We start from the raw sequence: 24171 nt of genomic DNA, 5'->3' as shown, positions 1-24171 counted from the left end.
TCAGACAGATTCAGCTTCTTCAACTGCTAATGGTAAGAAATGTTTGTATTGGCGAAATCCATTAAATACACTTGCACTACCAAATAGAACAAATAAAACACCAACGATAATACGAGCGGTTGAAAGTTCTAAAAAGAATTGGTTTATCCCGAAGAATAAGACGAATGAACCAAGTGCCATTGCGGATTTTCCTGAGAGCCAACCTTTCTCCATTGGGCGGTTTGTACGAAAGTATTTTGTTTTGTAGAAGAGGTACAACATAAATGAGACGATAATACAGAAGACTAATACTGGCATAATGCACACTCCCATCGCTTTGTGAAAAATAATAGTGGAGAAAAAATAAATATCTAAACTTTCTAACTTTTATTATAAAGCAATTGTTCGCATGTATGAAATACTTTCCGTTATAATGAAGGATAAAGTGAAACTTTAATTAGTGCGGGGATGTTACTGCGTGCTAATGATTAGCCTGCACCGATTGGGATGTTACTGCACGTTAAAGTGGAGAAGTTGAGTAAAAAGGAGATTATACATATGCATGAGCAAATTTTAGGAGCAATTAAAGAGTTTGATACAATTATTATTCATCGTCATGTGCGTCCAGATCCAGATGCATTAGGTTCACAGGGCGGTCTTGGTACAATTCTACAAGAATCGTTTCCAGAGAAAAATATTTATACGGTTGGGTACAATGAACCGTCACTAGAATATTTACGAGTAATGGATGATATTGAAGATAGTGTATATGAAAATGCACTTGTTATCGTATGTGATACTGCGAACCAAGAACGTGTTGACGATCAACGCTATGCAAAAGGGAAGATGTTAATTAAAATTGATCATCATCCGAATGAAGATCCGTACGGAGATATTACGTGGGTAGATACGACAGCAAGTTCTACAAGTGAAATGATCTATGAGTTTTACAGTTATGGAAAAGATAAAGGATTACAGATAACGAAAGAAGCAGCTCGTCTTATTTTAGCGGGTATTGTTGGGGATACAGGTCGTTTCTTATTCCCGAATACAACAGCGAAAACACTTCGTTACGTAAGTGAGCTTGTTAATATGGATGTGAAATTCACAGATTTATACAATGAAATGTATAAGACGAAAGAAAAAATTGCTCGTTTAAACGGCTATATTTTACAAAACTTTACGATGGTAGAAGAAGGAGCAGCTTACATTAAATTAACGAAAGAAGTATTAGAAAAGTTTGATGTACTTCCTTCTGAGGCATCTGGCGTTGTTGGAGCACTTGGTAATATTGATGGATTAAAGTCGTGGGTTCTATTTTTAGAGGAAGACGATGTGATTCGTGTTCGTCTTCGCTCAAAAGGACCAGTGATAAATAAATTAGCGATGCAATATAATGGCGGAGGGCATCCGATGGCTTCTGGTGCAAAAGCATCTTCTTGGGAAGAAGCGGATCGTCTTTTTGCTGATTTACGTGAGCTGTGTAGATAAAAAATTGTATGTTGAACGAAAGAGAAGGAGGACGCTTAAGCCCTTCTTTTTTGTTTTTAAAATGAAACATCAATAAATAGGGGTTTTTTGTTATTTATGAGATTGATTTGATGAAATAATGAAAAACTCCCAAAAACGTCTTTTTTTATGTTTTAAGAGAACCCTCATGACGATAATAAAATAAAAAGCCCCTCCATTTATCGAGTCATATATGTCGATAAAGTGGAGGGATTTTATTTTTCTTTTTCTATAGCAATGCTAATTTCAAGCACGGTATCAAAAGATATTGTATCGACTTTAAAGCGGTATAGACGATCGTAATGTTTATACGTTTTATTTTCGATTGCTTTTTTGAGTAGGTCTTTATTTTTTGCGATACTTTGTATGTTTTTCGTTAAAAGATGCTGGAGGTCATTATGAATAGAAGTGGTCATATTTTCGAGTGTAAGATTGTCTAAATCGTATTTTTCTCGATTGATTATTTTTATTTTAATCTCTTGAATAGTTAAGAGTCGTTTATTTTCTGTATTCAATTTTTCTTGATCTTCGAGAAGGACGTGGAGCTTTGCTTCTTGTTTTTCTATAATTTCTCGTTGCTCTGCTATTTTACTAGCTTGTTCTTCTTGAAAAACACCGTATATGTACAAAAAAACAAACCAGCTCAACACGCCTCCAACAGCAGCACCAGCTAAAACTAAATACCATTTTTTTGCTGTATTGGCACTTGGTACTCTCATACATGTTCCTGCGTTAGCCATTTAATAATAGTAAGACCTGTTTGCATACCACCCGTTGCGAAAAAAATAAGGAGAATTTGTTTTACAATATCTTTCATATCTCCGCCAAAGAAACTTCTTTCAAAGCTATAAAAAGTATCAAATGTTCCACCAATTGCTGCAACGAGTGCCCAAATTCTTAAATTTTGGGCGAATTGATTAATGTAAGTTAGAGTTGGTTTTCCGATAAGAAATGCACCAAATCCACCAATTAATGAACCACCAAGTATAACCCCAAAGGCAATAAAATAACTAATAATAAGCAGAGAGAAAAAAGTATGTTCTCTTACATCCATCGTCATTCCCCTTTCTTCTTCATATATATGGACAAAGTATAAGAAGTATGTTTTGATTTCCGCTTTCCTCATCACCTATAATAAAAGTAGTCAGATTGGTAAAGAGAGGGTACAACAGTGAAGTTTGTGCATTTACAATGTCAAACCGTTTTTAGTTTATTAAAAAGTGCTTGTAAAATTGATGAGCTTGTAGTCAGGGCGAAAGAACTTGGTTTTTCGTCACTCGCTATTACGGACGAAAATGTTATGTATGGCGTTATTCCGTTTTATAAAGCATGTAAGAAACATGGTATACAGCCTATTATCGGCTTAACAGCTTCTATTTTTAGTGAAGAAGAGGAAAAATCTTATCCGCTTGTTTTACTTGCTGAAAATGAAATGGGCTATCAAAATTTATTAAAGATTTCTAGTAGCATTATGACGAAGTCAAAAGAAGGTATTCCGAAAAAGTGGCTTGCCCATTATGCGAAAGGATTAATTGCTATTTCACCAGGTAAAGATGGGGAAATTGAACAATTATTATTAGAAGACAAAGAGAGTGAAGCTGAAGAAGTAGCTCGCATGTATCAAAGCATGTTCGGCAATTTTTATATGAGTTTGCAGCATCATGCGATTCAAGATGAACTGCTCCTGCAAGAGAAATTACCTGCATTTATGAGTAGGATAAATGTTCCAGTTGTTGCAACAAACGATGTACGCTACATCAATCAAAGTGATGCACTTGTTCATGAGTGCTTATTATCTGTTGAAAGTGGAACGAAAATGACTGATCCAGATAGACCAAGGTTGAAAACGGATCAATATTATTTAAAATCATCAGATGAAATGGAAGCACTATTTTCTCACGTAGAAGAAGCGATTTATAACACAGTAGAAATTGCAGAACGTTGCAGAGTAGAAATACCGTTTCATATAAATCAATTACCGAAATTTCCTGTTCCAGCTAACGAGACGAATGATATGTATTTACGCCGCGTTTGTGAAGAAGGCTTGCAGAAACGATATGGTACGCCGAAAGAAGTACATATAAAGCGTTTGAATCATGAATTAAACGTTATTTCTAGTATGGGGTTTAGTGATTATTTCCTCATCGTGTGGGATTTTATGAAGTATGCGCATGAAAATCATATTTTAACAGGACCAGGACGTGGATCGGCAGCTGGCTCACTCGTTTCTTACGTATTAGAAATTACAGATATTGATCCGATTGAATATGATCTATTATTTGAAAGATTTTTAAACCCCGAACGTGTGACACTTCCAGATATTGATATCGATTTTCCAGATATAAGACGTGATGAGATGATTCGATATGTGAAAGATAAATATGGTCAGCTTCGTGTTGCACAAATCGTAACGTTCGGGACGCTTGCAGCGAAAGCGGCAATTAGAGATATTGCGCGTGTAATGGGGCTTCCGCCGCGAGATATTGACATATTCTCAAAACTTATCCCATCAAAGCTCGGTATAACGTTAAAAGATGCATATGAGGAATCGCAATCACTCCGTGAGTTCATACAAGGGAATCTGTTGCATGAGCGTGTGTTTGAAATTGCAAAACGTGTAGAAGGCTTACCGCGTCATACGTCTATTCATGCAGCTGGCGTTATTATGAGCCAAGAGCCGTTAACAGGAAGTGTTGCGATTCAAGAAGGGCATAACGATGTGTATGTTACACAATATCCAGCTGATGCATTAGAAGAACTTGGTTTGTTAAAGATGGATTTTTTAGGATTACGTAATTTAACGTTACTTGAAAATATTATAAAGTTTATTGTGAAAAAGACGGGGACACAAATTGATTTAAGAAATTTACCACTTCAAGATGAAAAGACGTTCCAATTGTTAGGTAGAGGGGATACAACAGGTGTATTCCAGCTTGAATCAGGTGGTATGCGAAATGTACTTCGCGGGTTAAAACCGAATGAATTTGAAGATATTGTCGCTGTTAACTCATTATATAGACCAGGACCAATGGAACAAATTCCAACTTTTATTGAATCAAAGCACGGAAAAAGAAAAATTGAATATTTACATCCGGATTTAAAGCCGATTTTAGAAAGAACGTACGGTGTAATTGTATACCAAGAACAAATTATGCAAATTGCGTCGAAGTTGGCGGGATTCTCGCTCGGAGAAGCAGATTTATTACGCCGTGCAGTGAGTAAAAAAAATCGTGATATTTTAGATCAGGAGCGTAAGCATTTTGTACAAGGCTGTTTACAAAATGGTTATGACGAGACATCCGCAGAGAAAATTTATGATTTAATTGTAAGATTTGCAAATTACGGTTTTAACCGAAGTCACGCTGTAGCCTACAGTATGATTGGATATCAGCTTGCTTACTTAAAAGCGAATTATACGCTGGAATTTATGACAGCATTATTATCAAGTGCAATTGGAAATGAAGATAAGATTGTGCAGTATATACGAGAAACGAAGCGGAAAGGTTTTCACGTTTTGCCGCCGTCTCTTCAGAGAAGTGGTTACAATTTCCAAATAGAAGGTAATGCGATACGTTACAGCTTACTTTCAATTCGAAACATTGGAATGGCTACAGTGACAGCATTACTCGAAGAACGAGAGAAAAAAATATTTGAAGATTTATTTGAATTTTGTCTTCGTATGCCATCAAAGTTTGTAACAGAGCGAAATTTAGAGGCGTTCGTCTGGTCTGGGTGTTTTGATGATTTTGGTGTTTCGAGAACAAACTTATGGAAAAGCCTTAAAGGAGCGTTAGAGTACGCAAATCTTGCACGTGATTTAGGAGATGCTGTTCCAAAATCAAAATACGTGCAAGGAGAAGAGCTCTCTTTTATTGAACAGTTAAATAAAGAGAAGGAAGCACTAGGTTTTTATTTATCAAGCTATCCGACAGCGCAGTATGTGAAGTTAGCGAAAGAATTAGAAATTCCATCCCTTGCTCAGGCGATGCGACATAAGAAAAAAGTACAAAGGGCTATCGTGTATATAACAAGCGTGAGAGTGATTCGTACGAAAAAGTTGCAAAAGATGGCGTTTATTACATTTTGTGATCAAAATGATGAAATGGAAGCAGTTCTTTTCCCTGAAACGTATATACATTTCTCAGATAAGTTACAAGAAGGAGCAATTGTTTTAGTTGACGGCATGATTGAGCTAAGAAATCATAAGTTACAATGGATTGTAAATGGACTATATCCATTAGAAGAAATGGATGTGTATGAAGAAAAGAAAGACGCATCTGTTTACGTGAAATTGCCGTCTCAGTATGAGAAAAAGCTTTTAAATCAGGTTACTAAAATATTGTTTGACTATTCAGGTTTTGCGAAAGTACTAATTTATTATGAAAAGGAACATAAAATGGTACAATTATCTCGAAGTTTATCGATTCATCCAAGTGAAGAATGTTTAGGAGCACTTCGTGAAATTGTCGGGGAAGAAAATGTGGTTGTGAAAATATAATGGACAATTTCCCTACACTTCGATTATTATAGTAGTAGTGTTCGTGGTCAGACCACTTGGAGAAATTGATATCAGCTAGAATAATTTGAGGAGAGTGGATAGTTTGTCAACACTTCGTGAAGAAGCACTTCACATGCATAAAGTGCATCAAGGAAAATTAGAAACTGTATCAAAAGTAAAAGTAGAAAATGCAAAAGATTTAAGTCTTGCATATTCTCCAGGGGTTGCAGAACCTTGTAAAGAAATTTATGACGATAAAAGTAAGGTATATGAATATACGATGAAGGGAAATATGGTAGCAGTTGTGACAGATGGCACGGCTGTACTTGGTCTTGGTAACATTGGACCTGAAGCATCTCTTCCAGTAATGGAAGGTAAAGCTGTATTATTTAAGAGCTTTGCTGGTGTAGATGCATTCCCAATTGCCTTAAATACAAACGATGTAGATAAAATTGTTGAAACTGTAAAATTAATGGAGCCAACTTTTGGCGGCGTTAACTTAGAGGATATCGCAGCACCAAACTGCTTCATTATTGAAGAACGTTTGAAAAAAGAAACAAATATTCCTATCTTCCATGATGATCAACACGGAACAGCTATCGTAACAGTAGCAGGTCTTGTGAACGCGCTAAAATTAGTTGGAAAGAAAATGTCTGACATTAAAGTTGTCGCAAATGGCGCAGGTGCAGCAGGTATTGCAATTATTAAACTTTTATATCGCTATGGTGTACGCGACATTATTATGTGTGACCGTAAAGGCGCAATCTATGATGGTCGTCCTACAGGTATGAATCCGGTGAAGGATGAAGTTGCAAAATATACAAATAAGAATCGTATCGAAGGTTCTTTAGCTGACGTTGTACAAGGTGCGGACGTATTCATTGGTGTATCTGCAGAAGGTGCATTAACAGAAGAGATGGTTCGTACAATGAATGACGATGCAATTATTTTTGCAATGGCGAATCCAGTTCCAGAAATTATGCCAGAATTGGCAAAAGCAGCGGGCGCAGCTGTTGTTGGAACGGGTCGTTCTGACTTCGCGAACCAAGTAAATAATGTACTAGCGTTCCCTGGTATTTTCCGTGGTGCACTTGACGTACATGCGACACAAATTAACGAAGAAATGAAGATGGCAGCTGTACAGGCTATTGCTGAGCTTGTAGCAGAAGATGAGTTGAATGCAGACTATATCATTCCGGCACCGTTTGACGCGCGTGTAGCGCCTCAAGTGGCAGCTTACGTTGCGAAAGCTGCAATGGAGACAGGAGTAGCTCGCCGTCAAGTAGATCCAAATGAGATTGCTGAGAAAACAAAACAATTAGCGCTGATTGGTAAAGAATAAGCGAGGAATTTCCATTGACATCATCAAATACAAAAGTATATCTCGAAATTGTAAAAAAATCCGTTCCATTATGGAAGAAGATGGATTGGTGGCGGGGGATCGTTTGCCGTCTGAGCGTGAGTTAAGTTCACGTTTAAACGTAGGGCGTTCCTCTGTAAGAGAAGCATTGCGTGCTTTAGAACTGGTAGGATTGATTGAAACGAGACGTGGTGAAGGGACGTTTATTCGAAACTTTTACGATAACGGTCTTGTACAATTGATTGCGCCGTTCTTGCTGCAAGATGAGAAAACAATTCGTGATTTATTACAAACAAAACGATTGCTTGAGAAAGATATGATTCGAATTGTATGTAATTTGCCGAAAGAAACGTTTTCTAAAGTGCTAAGAAAATTAAATCAAGTGCTTGAAGAAAATGAAAACTCAATTCCGATGCTTCATCAAACGTTCTTTAAAACACTCATTGAACAAGTCGATAATTATTTACTATATCGCATTTGGATGATCGTAAATGATTACGTATCAACTCTTTCTTGTGAAGTTTCAGGAGATTCTATCGATATGTATAGAAAGCTTTATGCTACTTTGGAAGAAAAACAAGAAAATGATGCACTAAAAATTTACGATGAATTAGTAGAGAATATACAGTTTCACTCGTAATGTATAAAATTTGTCGAAATGACCATGACACGTTATGACAAACATTCTATCGCGTAGCGGTTAAAGTTAAACGTAAAGAGTGAGGTTATTAGACAGATTGAGAAGATAAGGCTAACATCAAACTTTGGTGTTAGCCCAATTTTCTTCTTGCGCTAACCTTAGCTCTCAATGAAGGGGGTCAAATTGTGCTAAGAGATTTATTCGTGAAAAAGAAAAAGTACGCTGCAATACCTTCAGAACAAGTACGAAAAGATGTACCGGATGGCGTTATGACAAAATGTCCGAAATGTAAAAAAATCATGTATACGAAAGAGCTTCTAAAAAATTTAAAAGTATGTGTGAATTGTGGATATCATCATCCTATGAATGCATGGGAACGTCTTGATAGTATATTGGACGAAGGGTCATTCCGTGAGTATGACAAAGAAATGGTTTCATTAAATCCACTCGAGTTTCCAGGATATGAAGAGAAACTAGAGAGCGATCGTAAGAAGACTAAATTGAACGAAGCGGTTGTAACTGGTGAAGGAACAATTGATGACATGCTTGTTGTTGTTGCAGTAATGGATTCTCGTTTTCGAATGGGCAGCATGGGCTCTGTTGTAGGAGAGAAAATTGCCCGTGCAGTTGAAAAAGCATACGACTTACAAGTTCCATTTATTATCTTTACTGCGTCGGGTGGTGCCCGTATGCAAGAAGGGATATTAAGTTTAATGCAAATGGCAAAAACAAGCGTAGCTTTGAAAAAGCATAGTAATGCAGGAGGGTTATTTATTTCTGTTATGACTCACCCAACGACGGGCGGGGTTTCAGCGAGTTTCGCTTCACTTGGTGATTACAATCTTGCAGAGCCAGGTGCACTTATCGGATTTGCTGGTAGACGTGTAATTGAACAAACGGTGCGTGAAAAACTACCGGAAGATTTCCAAACGGCAGAATTTTTATTAGAGCACGGTCAATTAGATGCGGTTGTGCATCGTGATGATATGAGAGAATCGCTCCGTAAGATTTTAGAAGTTCATCAAGGAGGGGAAATGGCTGTATGGCAGAGCTAGAATTTGAGAAACCAGTTGTTGAGCTAAGAAATAAGATTCGTGAACTGAAAGACTATACGAAAAACAGCCAGATGGACTTCAGTGAGGAGATTCGTATTTTGGAAGACAAGCTAGAAAAATTAGAGGAAGATATATACGGCAATATGAAAGTATGGGACCGTGTTCAAATTGCTCGTCATGCAGAACGACCGACAACGCTCGATTATATTGAGCACTTATTTACTAATTTTTTTGAATGTCATGGAGATCGCCTATTTGGCGACGATGCAGCGATTGTCGGCGGCATTGCGAAATATAAGGGGATGCCTGTAACTGTAATTGGGCACCAACGCGGAAAAGATACGAAAGAAAATATTCGTCGTAATTTTGGGATGCCTCATCCAGAAGGATATCGAAAAGCACTGCGTCTAATGAAACAAGCGGAAAAGTTTAATCGTCCTATTATTTGTTTCATCGATACGAAGGGAGCCTATCCTGGTAAAGCAGCTGAAGAACGTGGACAAAGTGAGGCGATTGCCCGTAATTTATTTGAAATGGCGGGCTTAACTGTCCCTGTTATTTGTATTGTTATCGGTGAAGGTGGTAGTGGTGGTGCGTTAGGTCTTGGAGTAGGAGATTACATTCATATGCTGGAAAATTCCACGTATTCTGTTATTACACCAGAGGGTGCGGCGGCAATTCTTTGGAAAGACGCTGGTAAAGCAAAAGAAGCTGCAGAAGCGATGAAAATTACAGCATTAGATTTGAAAGAATTAGGTGTAATTGACGAAATTATTCCAGAGGCAAAAGGTGGAGCGCATCGTAATATTTTAAAACAATCAGAAAATATAGATTTAATGCTTAAGAAAACTTTTGAACAATTAAGCGGAATTTCGAAAGATGAATTAATCGAAAAACGTTATGAAAAATATATGAAAATTGGGCAAGTTTCGTTTTCAAACGCTTCCATTGGGATAAAATAATAAAAGCGTGCGTTCCTCTTCGCGAATGCACGTTTTTATTATGAAAAGACACATCTTCTCCATTGTGTTTTTATATTTTTTCGTGTTATTTTATTATAAGGCAAATAATCTTTATGAGGTGAGTACAAATGAAACGTATTGGTGTATTAACAAGTGGTGGAGATTCACCTGGTATGAATGCTGCCATTCGTGCAGTTGTTCGTAAAGCGATTTTCCATGATATTGAAGTATATGGTATTTACCATGGATACGCGGGTTTAATTTCTGGTCATATTGAAAAATTAGAACTTGGTTCTGTTGGCGATATTATCCACCGTGGTGGTACGAAATTATATACAGCAAGATGTCCTGAGTTTAAAGATCCAGAAGTACGACTAAAAGGTATCGAGCAATTAAAGAAACACGGTATCGAAGGACTTGTTGTTATTGGTGGAGATGGCTCTTACCAAGGTGCTAAAAAATTAACTGAACAAGGATTCCCATGTGTTGGTGTACCAGGTACAATCGACAATGATATTCCTGGAACAGACTTCACAATTGGTTTCGATACAGCTTTAAATACTGTTATTGATGCAATTGATAAAATTCGTGACACAGCTACATCTCATGAACGTACATATGTTATCGAAGTAATGGGGCGTCATGCTGGAGATATCGCATTATGGGCTGGTTTAGCTGATGGTGCCGAAACAATCTTAATTCCAGAAGAAGAGTATGACATGGAAGATGTTATTGCTCGTCTGAAGCGCGGTAGTGAACGTGGTAAAAAACACAGTATTATCATTGTGGCTGAAGGTGTTGGAAGTGCAATTGACATCGGTAAGCACATTGAAGAAGCAACAAACTTTGATACTCGTGTAACTGTATTAGGTCACGTACAACGTGGTGGATCACCAAGTGCACAAGACCGTGTATTAGCAAGTCGTCTTGGCGCAAGAGCAGTTGAATTATTAATTGCTGGTAGAGGTGGACGTTGTGTAGGTATTCAAGATAATAAACTTGTTGATCATGATATTATCGAAGCGTTAGCTCAAAAGCATACAATCGATAAAGATATGTATCAATTATCTAAAGAATTATCCATCTAATCGGCTTAATGTCGGATATTTGGGAACGGTTTCATAATTTTCGGAGGTGCAATATGCGTAAAACTAAAATTGTATGTACTATAGGTCCTGCTAGTGAAAGTATTGAGAAATTAGAACAATTAATCGAAGCGGGTATGAACGTTGCTCGTTTAAACTTCTCTCATGGTAGCCATGAAGAGCACGGCGCTCGTATTAAAAACATTCGTGAAGCTTCAAAGAAAACTGGTAAAACAGTTGGTATCTTACTTGATACAAAAGGTCCAGAAATCCGTACTCACGACTTCGTAGACGGACAAGCTGAGCTTGTAACAGGTGCGGAAGTAGTTCTTTCTACTGAGCAAGTATTAGGTACTGCAGAGAAGTTCTCTGTATCTTATGCTGGTCTTTATGACGATGTAGACCCAGGTTCTCGTATTCTAATCGATGACGGTCTTATCGAACTAGAAGTAATCGAAAAAGCTGACGGAAACATCCGTACAAAAGTTTTAAACAGCGGAACTGTAAAAAATAAAAAAGGTGTTAACGTACCAAACGTAAGCATTAAGCTTCCTGGTATCACTGAAAAAGACGTAAAAGATATCGTTTTCGGTATCGAGCAAAAAGTTGATTTCATCGCAGCTTCATTCGTACGTAAAGCATCTGACGTATTAGAAATCCGTGAATTATTAGAAGGGCATAACGCTCAATACATCCAAATCGTACCAAAAATCGAAAACCAAGAGGGTATCGATAACATCGATTCAATCTTAGAAGTTTCTGACGGTTTAATGGTAGCTCGTGGTGATATGGGTGTAGAAATTCCACCAGAAGAAGTACCATTAGTACAAAAACGTCTAATCAAAAAATGTAACGTGTTAGGTAAACCGGTTATTACTGCGACACAAATGTTAGATTCTATGCAACGTAACCCACGTCCAACTCGTGCGGAAGCAAGTGACGTAGCTAACGCAATCTTCGATGGTACAGATGCAATCATGCTTTCAGGTGAAACAGCTGCTGGTCAATACCCAGTAGAAGCAGTAACAATGATGGCTAACATTGCAGTACGTGTTGAAAAATCATTACAATATGAAGATATGTTCAAAAAACGTATTAAAGAGTTCACTCCAACAATTACAGATGCAATTAGCCAATCTGTTGCGCATACAGCACTTGCTCTTGATGTAGCTGCAATCGTAGCTCCAACAGAAAGTGGACATACTGCGAAAATGATCTCTAAATACCGTCCGAAATCTCCAATCGTAGCTGTAACATCTGACGAGCAAGTAGGACGTCGTCTTGCGCTTGTTTGGGGTGTACAAGCATTTATGGCTGGAAAACGTGCAGCGTCTACTGACGAAATGTTAGATACTGCAATTCAAACAGGTATGGATGCAGGTCTAATTGGACTTGGAGACACTGTAGTAATCACTGCTGGTGTTCCAGTTGCTGAAACTGGTACAACAAACTTAATGAAAATCCATGTTGTTGGTGAAGAAGTTGCGAAAGGACAAGGAATCGGTCGTAAAGCTGCAAAAGGTAAAGTAGTTGTAGCGAAAACAGCTGCTGAAGCTGTAGCGAACGTAAACAAAGGTGATATCCTTGTTACAACAAGCACTGATAAAGATATGATTCCTGCAATCGAAAAAGCTGCTGCTCTAGTTGTAGAAGAAGGCGGTCTAACAAGCCATGCGGCTGTTGTAGGTGTATCAATCGGTATTCCTGTTATTGTTGGTGTAAACGGCGTAACAGCAACTTTAAAAAATGGCCAAGAAGTAACAGTTGATGCAGCACGCGGAATTGTTTATAATGGACATGCGGAAGTGCTATAAGTAATACGAAGAGAAGGATCGGAGTCCTTCTCTTTTTTTTACACAAAAACGAGGTGGAATCAGCTTGAAACGCCTGGAATTGCGTTTAAAAGCCGTTTGTTACGAGGTTCAATAGGGAAAGGTGTTTAGTTTCTGTGTAGCGTATACGGGTGCTCTGGGTTCGTTTAAAGTGATGTGTGAGAGGAGTGTAGAACTATGAAGTGGTTACTATTCTTGTTTATTTTAATACCGGCGATTGAGATTACAGTCTTAATTGGATCGAGTCATGTAATAGGTTTATGGTCTACGTTCGCCATGATTGTATTTACGGGTGTTGTAGGTGTCTATTTGGCGAAAAGACAAGGATTTAAAGTACTTGGAGAGATTCAATCTAAGTTGAATAGAGGAGAAATGCCAGGAGGAGCAGTACTGGATGGTATTTTTATCTTTATAGGAGGTATTCTTTTGGTGCTTCCTGGATACGTAACGGATATAATGGGTTTGATCTTCGTTATCCCTATGACGAGGGCTTTGTTGAAGCCATTTGTTATGAAGTGGATGGAATGGAAGTTTAGAAAGAGTTCTACTATTATTGTGCAGAAATAGTGCTTAGATTATAGCGATCTAAGCGCTATTTTTTTTGCCCACAAAAGGATGGCGGATGGATGAAGCTCTGTTAATTAAAGTTTTGCTGTATCATGCCTTAAAATGTGGTGAATGCGAAGGAGTTAAGTGGAAATTAGACTGCTCATACAAGTCCGGTTGGTGAAAGTTAATAATCGGTGGTGGACAAAATCCTTACTGATCATAGTTTTGCCTTATTATATTTGCTATGTATTTTTCGATTGGATATGTAGGTAGTTCTTAATGAGTGTGTTGTAGGGAAATTCATATGAACTCAAGTTGGTTTTGTATATAAAAAGAATCAATTGGAATGGAAAAGTTAGATACGAACAGGAAAATTGTTAGTTTAAGTCTCATTTTATACCATTTTGTATATTTATTCATTTGCATAAAAAGTAAAAAATGTAAGTAATAATTATAAAAATAATAGAATAAATATGTAAAAATACCTCGGAATATGCGTTTTCTATGCAAAAAAACAAGAGTATTATCCTTTTTGTGGGGAATCCTCTTGTTGCATGTAATGAGTGTGAAAAATAAGTACAAGGAATAATCAGTGGGAAATTCCCACTGATTACATGTAAGTTTTTTGTTGTATATGAATTAGAAACTATTATTTTGAAGGTGAGCCTTTAATATATTTCCACAAATCATGGAATACACGAGCTTTGTGCAATGTATTAAGTAGTACTAAGATGACTGGACCGATGATTAATCCTAAAAAGCCAAAAAGCTTAAAGCCGACAAATAGAGCAATCAGTGTTGCTAATGGATCGAGGCCGATATTAGATGAAAGTACTTTAGGCTCCATAATTTGTCTTTGGACAATCACGACGATGTATAAGATGAGAAGACCGATGGCGAAAGCAGTATCGCCAGTGAAAAATACGTATATAACCCAAGGAACGAAGACGGCACCTGTTCCTAAATACGGGAGTAAATCTACAACCCCTGTAATAATCGCGATAGTAATGGCGTATGGTACGCGTAATATTAAAAGTCCGATTAGTACAATAACAGTTGTCATAGATACGAGTGTAAGTTGCGCTTTAACAAAACCAAATAAAGCTTTTCTTAAATCGACAAAAATAGTTTTTCCATAGCCGTGAACACGGTTCGGCAAAAATTTTCTTACTTTCTGAGCAAGACGGTGCCAATCGTAACTAATGAAGAAAGTGGCTAATAAAACGAATACAAGGACAGTTAAAGTTGTTGGTAATGCACTAATGAAATTTGTTAACCCGCTTATAATAGCAGTTAAAAGTTCTTTCATTTGCGTCGTTGCTTCGGTTCCTAAGTTTTGAATGTTTTGTGTAATCGTATAGCGCTGTGGTTCCCCAAGATGATTAAATTTAGAAATTAAATCATCATAGAGAGGCATAATATGATTAAGTGCAAATTGCTCTGCGAATTTAACGATATCCGGGAACTTTACTGTAACAAGTTGTAGTAAGTATGTTGTGGCCGATATTGCTTCCGTTACAAGATATGTAACGAGTCCGACGATAGCTCCGAATACGAGAATTAAGCTAACGAGTACTGCTAGCGCGCGAGGAAATTGTAGTTTTTGATTAAGGAAATTGACGACGGGATTAATCAAATAAGCAAATGCGAAAGCGATAATAAAAGGATAGATAAGTCCTGACATATATAGTAATGCATAGAACCCGGCTACCGTTGCTACAATGACAAATATGAGTCGCAATATCATATATAGTAAGTTTCGGTTCAAAGATGTATACCTCCCATTCCAATTTGGATTATCCTAATTCGTTCAACTTATAACGAGTGTTCCCCACTGATTAAAGTTTCACTTTACCCCGCGTTAACGGGCAGTAAATCTCCTACCCGAAGTGCAGCTGGATCAAAGGAGTTAGATGGAGATAAACTGCCCGTAAATGCCCGATTGGTTCAACTAATAATCAGTGGAAAATGCCCCACTGATTAAAGTTTCACTTTATGTTATAGTGGAATGATGGATTTTTCCTGCTTTTTCAGTACATGAGTGACTGTAAAAGCTTGGTGTTGATGCTTCTACTATATGGTAAAAACTTCATTTTCTCTTCTTTTTATTTTACCTGTTTCTTATTAGAAAAGAAAGGAGAGACAATCGTTTTCAAAAATGTATACATGCTTAAATTTTTGATGATGAAAGTCTCAGTTTGTCATTTTAAAATACATAAAAAATGAAGTGGTTATTGTTGAATATACATCGATATAGCATGTATAACGATAGGTTTAAAGGTATTTTTGTTTGGAAATGAGTTCATTATTTTCAGAAAGGAAGTGCAAACATGATTAGTCAGTCAACGTTATTTTTATTCATACTACTTATTATAGGACTTGTTGCTAAAAACCAATCGCTTACTGTAGCCATTGGTGTGTTATTTTTATTGAAATTTACGTTTCTAGGAGATAAAGTCTTTCCTTATCTACAAACGAAAGGGATTAACCTCGGTGTAACGGTTATTACAATAGCAGTACTCGTACCGATTGCAACGGGGGAAATAGGTTTTAAACAACTTGGAGAAGCGGCGAAATCGTATTATGCATGGATTGCTTTAGCTTCAGGGGTAGCGGTTGCTTTGTTAGCGAAAGGCGGCGTACAATTATTGACGACGGATCCTCATATTACAACTGCGCTCGTTTTCGGGACAATTATAGCGGTTGCTTTATTTAATGGAGTTGCTGTAGGTCCATTAATTGGGGCTGGGATTGCCTATGCAGTTATGAGTATTATACAGATGTTTAAATGAGGAATTTTATAGTAATATAAAAATTTTGAATTCTTTCTGTTCACAAAAGTCAGATAATTGTTTATAATAGGATTAGAAACTTTGAAAAGTTACATAACAGCAGAGACTTTACACCAGATAAAATAAAAACAACATAAAACAATTTTATAATGATATTGTTTTATGTTGTTTTTATCATAAAACTCTTCGGAATTAATTTTCCTCACTAACTTGTTGTTTTGAGCGTGAGGATTCGGGGAGACATTCACGCTCATGCTTTCCATGTAGACAATGGACATAAGAGGGGAACATCGCAATAAATTTGCATGATCGTGCATTTTGCTTGCCTAAAGAGTGAACGGGCGTTCATAATTCAAAAGGGGAGCAAATAGATATAAGGAGCAAGGTTGGGAGAATTTTCAGGAAAAGGAGAGAATGTCATGACTGTTATTCGAGGTTTAGAAGGGGTAGTAGCAACAACATCATCTGTGAGCTCTATTATTGATGATACATTAACTTATGTTGGGTATAATATTGATGATTTAGCTGAGAATGCTACATTTGAAGAAGTAGTGTACTTATTATGGCATCGCAAGCTTCCTAGTGAACAAGAACTAGCGAAATTTAAAGAGACTGTATCGGAATACTATAAAGTTCCAGGTGAGATTTTAACATATTTGAAACAAGTAGATTTAAAAATCGCACATCCGATGTCTGTTTTACGAACTGCAATTTCCATGCTATCATTATACGATGAGAGCGCTGAAATTATGGATGAAAACTCCAATTATTTGAAAGCGGTTAAATTGCAGGCTCAAGTGGGAACTTTAGTTGCTGCTTATGCAAGAATTCGTAAAGGTTTAGATGTTGTTGAGCCTAGAAACGATTTATCATTAGCTGCAAACTTCTTGTACATGTTAAATGATCGCGAGCCAAATGAAGTTGAAATTGAAGCTTTTGATAAGGCGCTTGTACTTCACGCAGATCATGAGTTAAACGCTTCTACATTTACTGCACGCGTTTGTGTAGCTACACTTTCAGATGTATATTCTGGTATTACAGCAGCAATCGGTGCGTTAAAAGGTCCTCTTCACGGCGGGGCAAACGAAAATGTAATGAAGATGCTAACTGAAATTGGCGAAGAAGAAAATGTAGAATCATATATTCATAATGCTCTTCAAAATAAAGTGAAAATCATGGGCTTTGGCCACCGTGTATATGAGCAGGGTGATCCGCGTGCAAAACATTTACGCGAAATGTCTAAGAGATTATGCGTGCTTTTAGGAGAAGACAAATGGTATAATATGTCTATCAAAATTGAAGACATTGTAACAAAAGAAAAAGGTCTTCCACCAAATGTTGATTTCTATTCAGCTTCTGTATACCATTGTTTAGGAATTGACCATGACTTATTTACACCTATTTTTGCAATTAGCCGTATGTCAGGCTGGTTAGCTCATATTCTAGAACAATATGAAAACAACCGTTTAATCCGTCCACGTGCTGATTATAATGGACCAACACATCAAGTGTACGTTCCAATTGCACAACGATAAGCGAAAAACACTATTTTGATAGTGAAAATACGCTTTCAAAAGTCTGATTTTTTCGGAAAGACGTAATGATTAGAATATTTTAATTTAAATAACGGTTTGAACTGAGGGGTTATTCCCTCAGTTTCATACATATGAAATTTCAAACATGGGGGTTATCACATTGAAGACAGGTGAAAAAATTACTGTAACTAATGGTGTTATGAATGTACCAAACAATCCGATTATTCCATTTATCGAAGGAGATGGAATTGGTCCTGATATTTGGGCAGCTGCATCTCGTGTACTAGAAGCAGCAGTTGAAAAAGCTTATGATGGTGAGAAGGAAATCGTTTGGAAAGAAGTGCTTGCAGGGGAAAAAGCATTCAACCAAACAGGCGAGTGGTTACCAGAAGAAACTTTAAATTTAATCCGTGAATATTTAATCGCGATTAAAGGTCCACTTACAACTCCAGTTGGCGGTGGTATTCGTTCTCTAAACGTAGCACTTCGTCAAGAACTAGATTTATATGTATGTCTACGTCCAGTTCGTTATTTTGATGGTGTTCCTTCACCTGTAAAACGTCCGGAAGATACTGATATGGTTATTTTCCGTGAGAATACAGAAGACATTTATGCTGGAATTGAATATGCACAAGGATCTCCGGAAGCAGAAAAAGTCCTTGCTTTCTTAAAAGAAGCAATGGGTGTTAATAAAATCCGCTTCCCAGAAACATCTGGTATTGGTATTAAACCAATCTCAGAAGAAGGGACAAAGCGTCTTGTTCGTGCTGCAATTCAATATGCAATTAACGAAAAGCGTTCTTCTGTTACATTAGTTCATAAAGGAAACATTATGAAATTTACAGAAGGTGCTTTCAAAAACTGGGGTTACGAAGTAGCGGAACAAGAATTCGGCGATAAAGTATTTACTTGGGCTGAATATGACCGTATCGTTGAGAAAGATGGTAAAGATGCAGCGAATAAAGCAATGGCAGACGCTGAAGTGGCTGGAAAAATCATCGTAAAAGATTCTATTGCAGACATCTTCTTACAACAAATTTTAACTCGTCCACGTGAGTTCGATGTTGTTGCAACAATGAACTTAAACGGAGACTACATCTCTGATGCACTTGCTGCACAAGTAGGTGGAATTGGTATTGCACCTGGTGCAAACATTAACTATGTGACTGGACATGCTATCTTTGAAGCTACACATGGTACAGCTCCAAAATATGCAGGTTTAGATAAAGTAAACCCATCTTCAGTTCTTCTTTCTGGTGTATTATTATTAGAGCACTTAGGATGGAACGAAGCTGCGAAATTAGTAACTGATTCAGTTGAGAAAACAATTGCTTCAAAAGTAGTAACTTATGATTTCGCACGCTTAATGGAAGGTGCAACAGAAGTGAAATGTTCTGAGTTCGCTAATGAACTTATTAAAAACATGGATGTAGCGATAATCAAAAACGCATAATTAAAGCGGGGGGGTAAATTATGACAATCAAACGCAAGAAAGTTTCAGTCATCGGTGCAGGATTTACAGGAGCAACAACAGCATTCTTATTAGCACAAAAAGAACTTGCAGATGTTGTATTAGTGGACATTCCACAACTGGAAAATCCAACAAAAGGGAAAGCGTTAGATATGTTAGAAGCGAGCCCAGTACAAGGTTTTGATGCTAACATTATTGGAACATCTGATTACGCAGATACTGCTGATTCTGACGTTGTCGTTATTACAGCAGGTATTGCACGTAAGCCTGGTATGAGCCGTGATGACTTAGTAGCAACAAACTCTAAAATTATGAAAAGTATTACGCGCGACATTGCAAAACATTCACCAAATGCGATTATTGTTGTATTAACAAATCCAGTTGATGCAATGACATATTCTGTATTTAAAGAAGCAGGATTCCCGAAAGAGCGTGTTATCGGTCAATCGGGCGTATTAGATACAGCTCGTTTCCGTACATTTATTGCACAGGAATTAAATCTTTCTGTGAAAGACATTACAGGATTTGTTCTTGGTGGACACGGTGACGATATGGTACCTCTTGTACGTTATTCTTATGCAGGTGGCATTCCGTTAGAAACGTTAATTCCGAAAGAGCGTTTAGAAGCAATCGTAGAACGTACCCGTAAAGGTGGCGGCGAGATTGTAGGCTTATTAGGAAACGGTAGTGCATATTACGCACCAGCTGCTTCTTTAGTTGAAATGACAGAAGCAATCTTAAAAGATCAACGCCGTGTATTACCAGCTATTGCATACCTTGAAGGTGAATATGGTTATAGCGACCTTTACTTAGGGGTACCAGTAATTCTAGGTGGTAACGGAATTGAAAAAATTATTGAGTTAGAACTTCTTACAGATGAAAGAGAAGCGTTAGATCGCTCTGTAGAATCTGTACGTAATGTAATGAAGGTTCTTGTTTAATAATTAAATATAAGTGGAAAAAGATTCGGGGCCCCGAATCTTTTTCTACTATTTATTCAAATGTTTTTTTGAAATAATATGAAAACGCTATCATTTGGTGTATCCTATAATGAAACTATAGATTTATACTATACATTGCCCTCATCATAGTAAATTTCGGATCAGGTATCGCTATTAGTAGGATAATAAGGTGAAAAAATCGGAGGGGGTTGTAACATGTTAAAGAAAAAAGTTCAAATTGGTCGTAGAATGGATGAAATTACAGTAGGAGAGAAATTATCTATCACTGAAAAAATTGAGGATAAAGATTTGTTATTGTACTTAGGGTTAACGAATGATGCCAATCCATTATATATTCAGCATGATTACGCATCCCAAACTCCGTATGAAAAGCCGATTGTACCAAGCATTATGCTAACGGGAATGATTACAACGGCAGTTACGAAATATTTACCAGGTCCAGGTAGTCATATTACTAGGAAGGACCTTACGTTCGTGAAGCATGTTCACCATTATGAAACGTTACAAATCCACTTTGAAGTTGTGGCTGTTTCTGAGGAGGAACATACAATTGATATGCTTGTATCTGCTCATGATGAAAAAGGAGAAACGGTTGTAAAAGGTTCCTTAACAGTAACGCCGCCTTTTAAATCAGTTTCTATTATGGAAAAAGCATTAGATAATTTTTAAAACATGAAAATATGAATAGCGCTAGCATACCTTACTATAAGGGGCTAGCGCTATTTTTAGTTGAAAAATCCTTCTTTAAACCCTTCGGCAAATTCTGAACAACCTGTTTTAATCGTATCCCAGCTTGGTACGTTAAAAGTAAGGAAACATGTTACTGCTAAAGTTAAAATAGGTAGTAATACTCGCATAATAGTCTCCTAATCATATTTATTTGTATATTTAAATAAATAATATATTTATTGGTAATTGAAGTCAATGAAAGGGGTGATTTTTAAGATGAAGTGGAAAAGAGAAGGTGTTATCTTTGAAACGATAAGAGAAGCTGAAGTGTGGGCAGACGGGGTCGCGAATGAAATGTACGGAAGAGTATTTGATGGATATGAAACGCTAGACTATAAAATAGCGTATGCTCTTGCGTTTTTGTTAGCGCAAAATCGAGAATTTAATATTTATACGAATGTGGAGTTTAATAACGATATAGAAGTGTATAAAGTATGGATAACAACACGTTAATTGGAGTGAATGAGTAATAACAATAGCACAATCTGAATCCATGTATAGACAATTATATTGAGAGGGACCTTGTTTTCTAGTATGATGAGAATAACGGGGAAAATACTAGGATGAAGAAGGTTTCAAGTCTATAACTTGGAGGAAAAGAATGAACAATCGTATTTTAGTAGTTGATGATGAGGAGTTTATCTTAACTTTAATTGAATTTAATCTACAACAAGCTGGGTTTGAAGTGATAACAGCGATGGATGGAGAAATGGCGCTTCAAAAAGCGACAACAGAACGCCCAGATTTAATTATATTAGATTTAATGCTTCCAAAAATGGATGGTATGGAAGTGTGTAAAGAATTACGATTGCAGCGCGTTATGACGCCGATTTTAATGTTAACAGCAAAAGATGATGAATTTGATAAGGTGCTAGGTCTTGAACTTGGGGCAGATGATTATATGACGAAGCCATTTAGCCCAAGGGAAGTTGTTGCGCGTGTGAAGGCAATTTTGCGCCGCACGAAATTACAACAAGAAGAACAAGTGAAAGAAGCGTCAGATGAAGAGAGCATCACAATTGCTGAACTTAAAATTTTGCCGGAATTTTATGAGGCTTATTTCCAAGGAAGAAAGCTTGAATTAACACCAAAAGAATTTGAACTACTTGTTTATCTTGCGAAAAATAAAAGTCGCGTGTTGACACGTGATCAATTATTAAGTGCTGTATGGAACTATGATTTTGCTGGTGATACACGAATTGTTGACGTTCATATTAGCCATTTGCGCGATAAAATTGAACAAAATACGAAAAAACCGACGTACATTAAAACGATACGTGGTTTAGGATATAAATTAGAGGAGCCAAAAGGGGATGAATAAATTTCGTTCCAGGCTTCTTTTTACATTTGTTTCTCTTATTGTTTTTATTTTAGTTGGACTAGGTTTATTACTGGAAACCGTGTTTGAAAACTACTATATAGATCATGCCAAAGAGAGAATGGTAAAAGAGACAGAGTATGTTGCGGTATTAGCAGAAGAACAGGGTTTTGATGATGTTTTAAAAAATCCATATGTATTTGAAAAGTTAGAAGAAAAAATACAGGCTTCTATTGCATTTGTAGATGAAAAAAAGAAAGTTCAATATAGCGGAGGAGAACAGTCTGCTTTTAGCCAAGGGATAATTAAAGAACTTACTTCTGAAACAACGAAACAAAGAAATAAAGTCATTACGAAAGAAACAGAGCAGAATAATGAATTTTACCATGCGGTGTTCGTTCAAGATGTAGCAGGAAAACAAGGGTACATTTTGGTAAAAAGTACAATTGAGCCTTTGAAATCTGTTCATCAAAAAACGTGGGGATTATTAATTATCGGATTTGTTATCGCTTGTCTCGTAGTCGTATTTTTAGGTATGAAAATTACAGGGCAATATATTAGGCCGATTGAATCCGTTACGAAAGTTGCTATCGAATTAGCGAAGGGAAATTATAAAGCACGCGCTTATGAGAGTCATTCGGATGAAACGGGAATGCTGAGTAAAGCGATTAATATTTTAGCCCGTAATTTACAAGAGATGACACTTGAGCAAGAAATGCAACAAGATCGTCTGCATACGTTAATTGAAAATATGGGAAGCGGAATGATTTTAATTGATAGTCGCGGTTATATAAACCTTGTAAACCGTTCGTATAAGGAGACTTTCCACGTAACAGATGAAGAATATTTAGATCGTTTATATTATGAGTCGTTTCATCATACAGAAATTATAGAGCTCGTGGAAGAAATCTTTATGACAGAAGTGAAAGTGCGTAAACAAATGTTATTGCCGCTTGGAATTGAGCGAAAGCATTTCGAAGTATATGGAGCACCGATTATCGGGACGAACCATGAATGGAAAGGGATTGTCCTTGTATTCCATGACATTACTGAGCTAAAGAAATTAGAACAAATGAGAAAAGACTTTTTAGCGAATGTTTCTCATGAACTAAAGACACCGATTACTTCTATTAAAGGTTTTTCAGAAACGCTCTTGGATGGAGCGATGGATAATAAAAAATTCTGCGAACATTTCTTGCACATTATTTTAAAAGAAAGTGAACGCATGCAAGGGTTAATTGAAGATTTATTAGATTTATCAAAGATTGAGCAACAAGGATTTAAATTGAGTATGGGGACCGTTGATATGAAGGGACTTCTTGAAGACATTCATATGGTGCTTGATAACAAAGCAGGAGAAAAAGAAATTTCTTTACAAGTAAATGCGCTAAAAGGAGTCTCGGTCATTGGAGATCCAAGTCGTTTGAAGCAAATCTTTATTAATTTAATGAATAACGCAATCGTATATACGCCGGCTGGAGGCGTTGTTTCTGTAGAATTAGCAGAAGATAAATATAATGCTTATATAAAAGTATCGGATACCGGAATTGGTATTAGTAAAGATGAAATTCCGCGTATTTTTGAACGCTTTTACCGAGTGGATAAAGCGAGAAGTAGAAATACTGGTGGTACAGGCCTTGGATTATCGATTGTAAAGCATTTAGTTGAGGCACATCACGGTACGATTACAGTGGATAGTGAAGTTGGGGAAGGGACAACATTTACAGTTGTTTTACCAAAATCAGCAACTGAAAAATAGGATGAAGGATGTTTACAAAATATTAACAATGGCTTAATTAAATATTAATAAAGGTCTGTTAATATAATACATGAAAACCCCTTCATCCAAGGAGTAATTTTGGACGAGAATAGTTATGCTGTTCTCGTCACTTCCC

Annotated in this window: 21 protein-coding genes and 1 pseudogene; 17 read left to right on the top strand and 5 right to left on the bottom strand. The window is 36.9% G+C overall.

Annotated features, from left to right (window positions below; genetic code table 11):
* Entirely contained in the window at positions 1 to 297 is a 297-nt protein-coding gene (locus AC3WTA_RS10655) for a YtpI family protein (protein ID WP_001144772.1), read from the bottom strand.
* 240 nt (positions 298 to 537) lie between these two features.
* Between AC3WTA_RS10655 and AC3WTA_RS10650 the strand changes: the two genes are divergently transcribed.
* Complete coding sequence (locus AC3WTA_RS10650; RefSeq protein WP_000545141.1) at positions 538 to 1470, top strand: DHH family phosphoesterase; 933 nt, start codon at positions 538 to 540, stop codon at positions 1468 to 1470.
* Positions 1471 to 1703: 233 nt separating this feature from the next.
* Here AC3WTA_RS10650 and ytrI read toward each other — a convergent pair whose 3' ends face one another.
* Both ytrI and ytrH read right to left on the bottom strand, forming a co-directional pair.
* On the bottom strand, positions 1704 to 2207 hold the full coding sequence (gene ytrI, locus AC3WTA_RS10645) for a sporulation membrane protein YtrI (RefSeq protein WP_001265727.1): 504 nt from the start codon (positions 2205 to 2207) through the stop codon (positions 1704 to 1706).
* Positions 2204 to 2617, bottom strand: coding sequence for a sporulation membrane protein YtrH (ytrH, locus tag AC3WTA_RS10640; protein ID WP_073516695.1), 414 nt, complete (start codon positions 2615 to 2617; stop codon positions 2204 to 2206). Before ytrH ends, ytrI begins: the two co-directional genes overlap by 4 nt.
* Before the next feature lie 42 nt (positions 2618 to 2659).
* Between ytrH and dnaE the strand changes: the two genes are divergently transcribed.
* From dnaE to AC3WTA_RS10600, 8 genes and pseudogenes are all read left to right on the top strand, one after another.
* Positions 2660 to 5986, top strand: coding sequence for a DNA polymerase III subunit alpha (dnaE, locus tag AC3WTA_RS10635; RefSeq protein ID WP_000673712.1), 3327 nt, complete (start codon positions 2660 to 2662; stop codon positions 5984 to 5986).
* Between the two features lie 133 nt (positions 5987 to 6119).
* Positions 6120 to 7328 (top strand): NADP-dependent malic enzyme, encoded by a 1209-nt coding sequence (ystJ, locus tag AC3WTA_RS10630; RefSeq protein ID WP_161796084.1) that lies wholly within the window; start codon positions 6120 to 6122, stop codon positions 7326 to 7328.
* A gap of 14 nt (positions 7329 to 7342) precedes the next feature.
* Positions 7343 to 7986: pseudogene (locus tag AC3WTA_RS10625) on the top strand (FadR/GntR family transcriptional regulator).
* A 185-nt stretch (positions 7987 to 8171) separates the two neighbouring features.
* Positions 8172 to 9041, top strand: coding sequence for an acetyl-CoA carboxylase, carboxyltransferase subunit beta (gene accD / locus AC3WTA_RS10620; protein WP_000942866.1), 870 nt, complete (start codon positions 8172 to 8174; stop codon positions 9039 to 9041).
* Positions 9029 to 10003, top strand: a complete 975-nt coding sequence (gene accA, locus AC3WTA_RS10615; RefSeq protein WP_000818786.1) for an acetyl-CoA carboxylase carboxyl transferase subunit alpha — start codon at positions 9029 to 9031, stop codon at positions 10001 to 10003. The genes accD and accA overlap by 13 nt, the downstream gene beginning before the upstream one ends.
* 128 nt (positions 10004 to 10131) lie before the next feature.
* Positions 10132 to 11091 carry a 6-phosphofructokinase gene (pfkA, locus tag AC3WTA_RS10610; protein ID WP_000821162.1) on the top strand — a complete coding sequence of 320 codons (960 nt, stop codon included), beginning with the start codon at positions 10132 to 10134 and terminating at the stop codon, positions 11089 to 11091.
* A 53-nt stretch (positions 11092 to 11144) separates the two neighbouring features.
* The gene (gene pyk / locus AC3WTA_RS10605; protein WP_001232679.1) at positions 11145 to 12902 is read left to right on the top strand and encodes a pyruvate kinase; all 1758 of its coding nucleotides are present in this window, start codon (positions 11145 to 11147) and stop codon (positions 12900 to 12902) included.
* A gap of 195 nt (positions 12903 to 13097) precedes the next feature.
* Positions 13098 to 13487, top strand: a complete 390-nt coding sequence (locus tag AC3WTA_RS10600) for an FxsA family protein (protein ID WP_000871634.1) — start codon at positions 13098 to 13100, stop codon at positions 13485 to 13487.
* Positions 13488 to 14118: 631 nt separating this feature from the next.
* Here AC3WTA_RS10600 and ytvI read toward each other — a convergent pair.
* A complete protein-coding gene (ytvI, locus tag AC3WTA_RS10595; RefSeq protein ID WP_001081380.1) occupies positions 14119 to 15237 on the bottom strand; it encodes a sporulation integral membrane protein YtvI in 1119 nt (372 codons plus the stop codon).
* Positions 15238 to 15799: 562 nt separating this feature from the next.
* Here ytvI and AC3WTA_RS10590 point away from each other — a divergent pair.
* From AC3WTA_RS10590 to AC3WTA_RS10570, 5 genes are all read left to right on the top strand, one after another.
* Positions 15800 to 16261: a DUF441 domain-containing protein gene (locus AC3WTA_RS10590; protein WP_000625511.1), complete on the top strand. Its 462-nt coding sequence runs from the start codon at positions 15800 to 15802 to the stop codon at positions 16259 to 16261.
* Between the two features lie 386 nt (positions 16262 to 16647).
* The gene (gene citZ / locus AC3WTA_RS10585; RefSeq protein ID WP_002203699.1) at positions 16648 to 17796 is read left to right on the top strand and encodes a citrate synthase; all 1149 of its coding nucleotides are present in this window, start codon (positions 16648 to 16650) and stop codon (positions 17794 to 17796) included.
* Between the two features lie 160 nt (positions 17797 to 17956).
* A complete protein-coding gene (gene icd, locus AC3WTA_RS10580; RefSeq protein ID WP_117616433.1) occupies positions 17957 to 19249 on the top strand; it encodes an NADP-dependent isocitrate dehydrogenase in 1293 nt (430 codons plus the stop codon).
* Between the two features lie 20 nt (positions 19250 to 19269).
* Complete coding sequence (mdh, locus tag AC3WTA_RS10575) at positions 19270 to 20208, top strand: malate dehydrogenase (protein WP_000153236.1); 939 nt, start codon at positions 19270 to 19272, stop codon at positions 20206 to 20208.
* Positions 20209 to 20424: 216 nt separating this feature from the next.
* Positions 20425 to 20898, top strand: a complete 474-nt coding sequence (locus tag AC3WTA_RS10570; protein WP_000914190.1) for a MaoC family dehydratase — start codon at positions 20425 to 20427, stop codon at positions 20896 to 20898.
* A 56-nt stretch (positions 20899 to 20954) separates the two neighbouring features.
* Here the strand turns inward: AC3WTA_RS10570 and AC3WTA_RS10565 are convergent, their stop codons facing one another.
* The gene (locus AC3WTA_RS10565; RefSeq protein ID WP_001265021.1) at positions 20955 to 21086 is read right to left on the bottom strand and encodes a hypothetical protein; all 132 of its coding nucleotides are present in this window, start codon (positions 21084 to 21086) and stop codon (positions 20955 to 20957) included.
* An 88-nt stretch (positions 21087 to 21174) separates the two neighbouring features.
* Here AC3WTA_RS10565 and AC3WTA_RS10560 point away from each other — a divergent pair, with 88 nt between their 5' ends.
* The 3 genes from AC3WTA_RS10560 (at position 21175) to phoR (ending at position 24035) form a co-directional block, all read left to right on the top strand.
* A complete protein-coding gene (locus AC3WTA_RS10560; protein WP_000871421.1) occupies positions 21175 to 21411 on the top strand; it encodes a hypothetical protein in 237 nt (78 codons plus the stop codon).
* 148 nt (positions 21412 to 21559) lie between these two features.
* Positions 21560 to 22279 carry a two-component system response regulator PhoP gene (gene phoP / locus AC3WTA_RS10555; RefSeq protein ID WP_001065222.1) on the top strand — a complete coding sequence of 240 codons (720 nt, stop codon included), beginning with the start codon at positions 21560 to 21562 and terminating at the stop codon, positions 22277 to 22279.
* A complete protein-coding gene (phoR, locus tag AC3WTA_RS10550) occupies positions 22272 to 24035 on the top strand; it encodes a sensory box histidine kinase PhoR (RefSeq protein WP_001032126.1) in 1764 nt (587 codons plus the stop codon). The genes phoP and phoR overlap by 8 nt, the downstream gene beginning before the upstream one ends.
* The last annotated feature ends 136 nt before the right edge of the window (positions 24036 to 24171 follow it).

This window comes from Bacillus sp. EB106-07-01-XG149 (assembly GCF_058791555.1).
This window is presented reverse-complemented; position numbering and strand designations above follow the sequence as displayed.

What these genes read in the sequence shown, in the direction of transcription:
- AC3WTA_RS10655 (WP_001144772.1), bottom strand. Translation starts at nt 297, where the DNA reads ATGCCAGTATTAGTCTTCTGTATTATCGTCTCATTTATGTTGTACCTC.
- AC3WTA_RS10650 (WP_000545141.1), top strand. Translation starts at nt 538, where the DNA reads ATGCATGAGCAAATTTTAGGAGCAATTAAAGAGTTTGATACAATTATT.
- ytrI (WP_001265727.1), bottom strand. Translation starts at nt 2,207, where the DNA reads ATGAGAGTACCAAGTGCCAATACAGCAAAAAAATGGTATTTAGTTTTA.
- ystJ (WP_161796084.1), top strand. Translation starts at nt 6,120, where the DNA reads ATGCATAAAGTGCATCAAGGAAAATTAGAAACTGTATCAAAAGTAAAA.
- accA (WP_000818786.1), top strand. Translation starts at nt 9,029, where the DNA reads ATGGCAGAGCTAGAATTTGAGAAACCAGTTGTTGAGCTAAGAAATAAG.
- pfkA (WP_000821162.1), top strand. Translation starts at nt 10,132, where the DNA reads ATGAAACGTATTGGTGTATTAACAAGTGGTGGAGATTCACCTGGTATG.
- pyk (WP_001232679.1), top strand. Translation starts at nt 11,145, where the DNA reads ATGCGTAAAACTAAAATTGTATGTACTATAGGTCCTGCTAGTGAAAGT.
- AC3WTA_RS10600 (WP_000871634.1), top strand. Translation starts at nt 13,098, where the DNA reads ATGAAGTGGTTACTATTCTTGTTTATTTTAATACCGGCGATTGAGATT.
- AC3WTA_RS10590 (WP_000625511.1), top strand. Translation starts at nt 15,800, where the DNA reads ATGATTAGTCAGTCAACGTTATTTTTATTCATACTACTTATTATAGGA.
- mdh (WP_000153236.1), top strand. Translation starts at nt 19,270, where the DNA reads ATGACAATCAAACGCAAGAAAGTTTCAGTCATCGGTGCAGGATTTACA.
- AC3WTA_RS10570 (WP_000914190.1), top strand. Translation starts at nt 20,425, where the DNA reads ATGTTAAAGAAAAAAGTTCAAATTGGTCGTAGAATGGATGAAATTACA.
- AC3WTA_RS10565 (WP_001265021.1), bottom strand. Translation starts at nt 21,086, where the DNA reads ATGCGAGTATTACTACCTATTTTAACTTTAGCAGTAACATGTTTCCTT.
- AC3WTA_RS10560 (WP_000871421.1), top strand. Translation starts at nt 21,175, where the DNA reads ATGAAGTGGAAAAGAGAAGGTGTTATCTTTGAAACGATAAGAGAAGCT.
- phoP (WP_001065222.1), top strand. Translation starts at nt 21,560, where the DNA reads ATGAACAATCGTATTTTAGTAGTTGATGATGAGGAGTTTATCTTAACT.
- phoR (WP_001032126.1), top strand. Translation starts at nt 22,272, where the DNA reads ATGAATAAATTTCGTTCCAGGCTTCTTTTTACATTTGTTTCTCTTATT.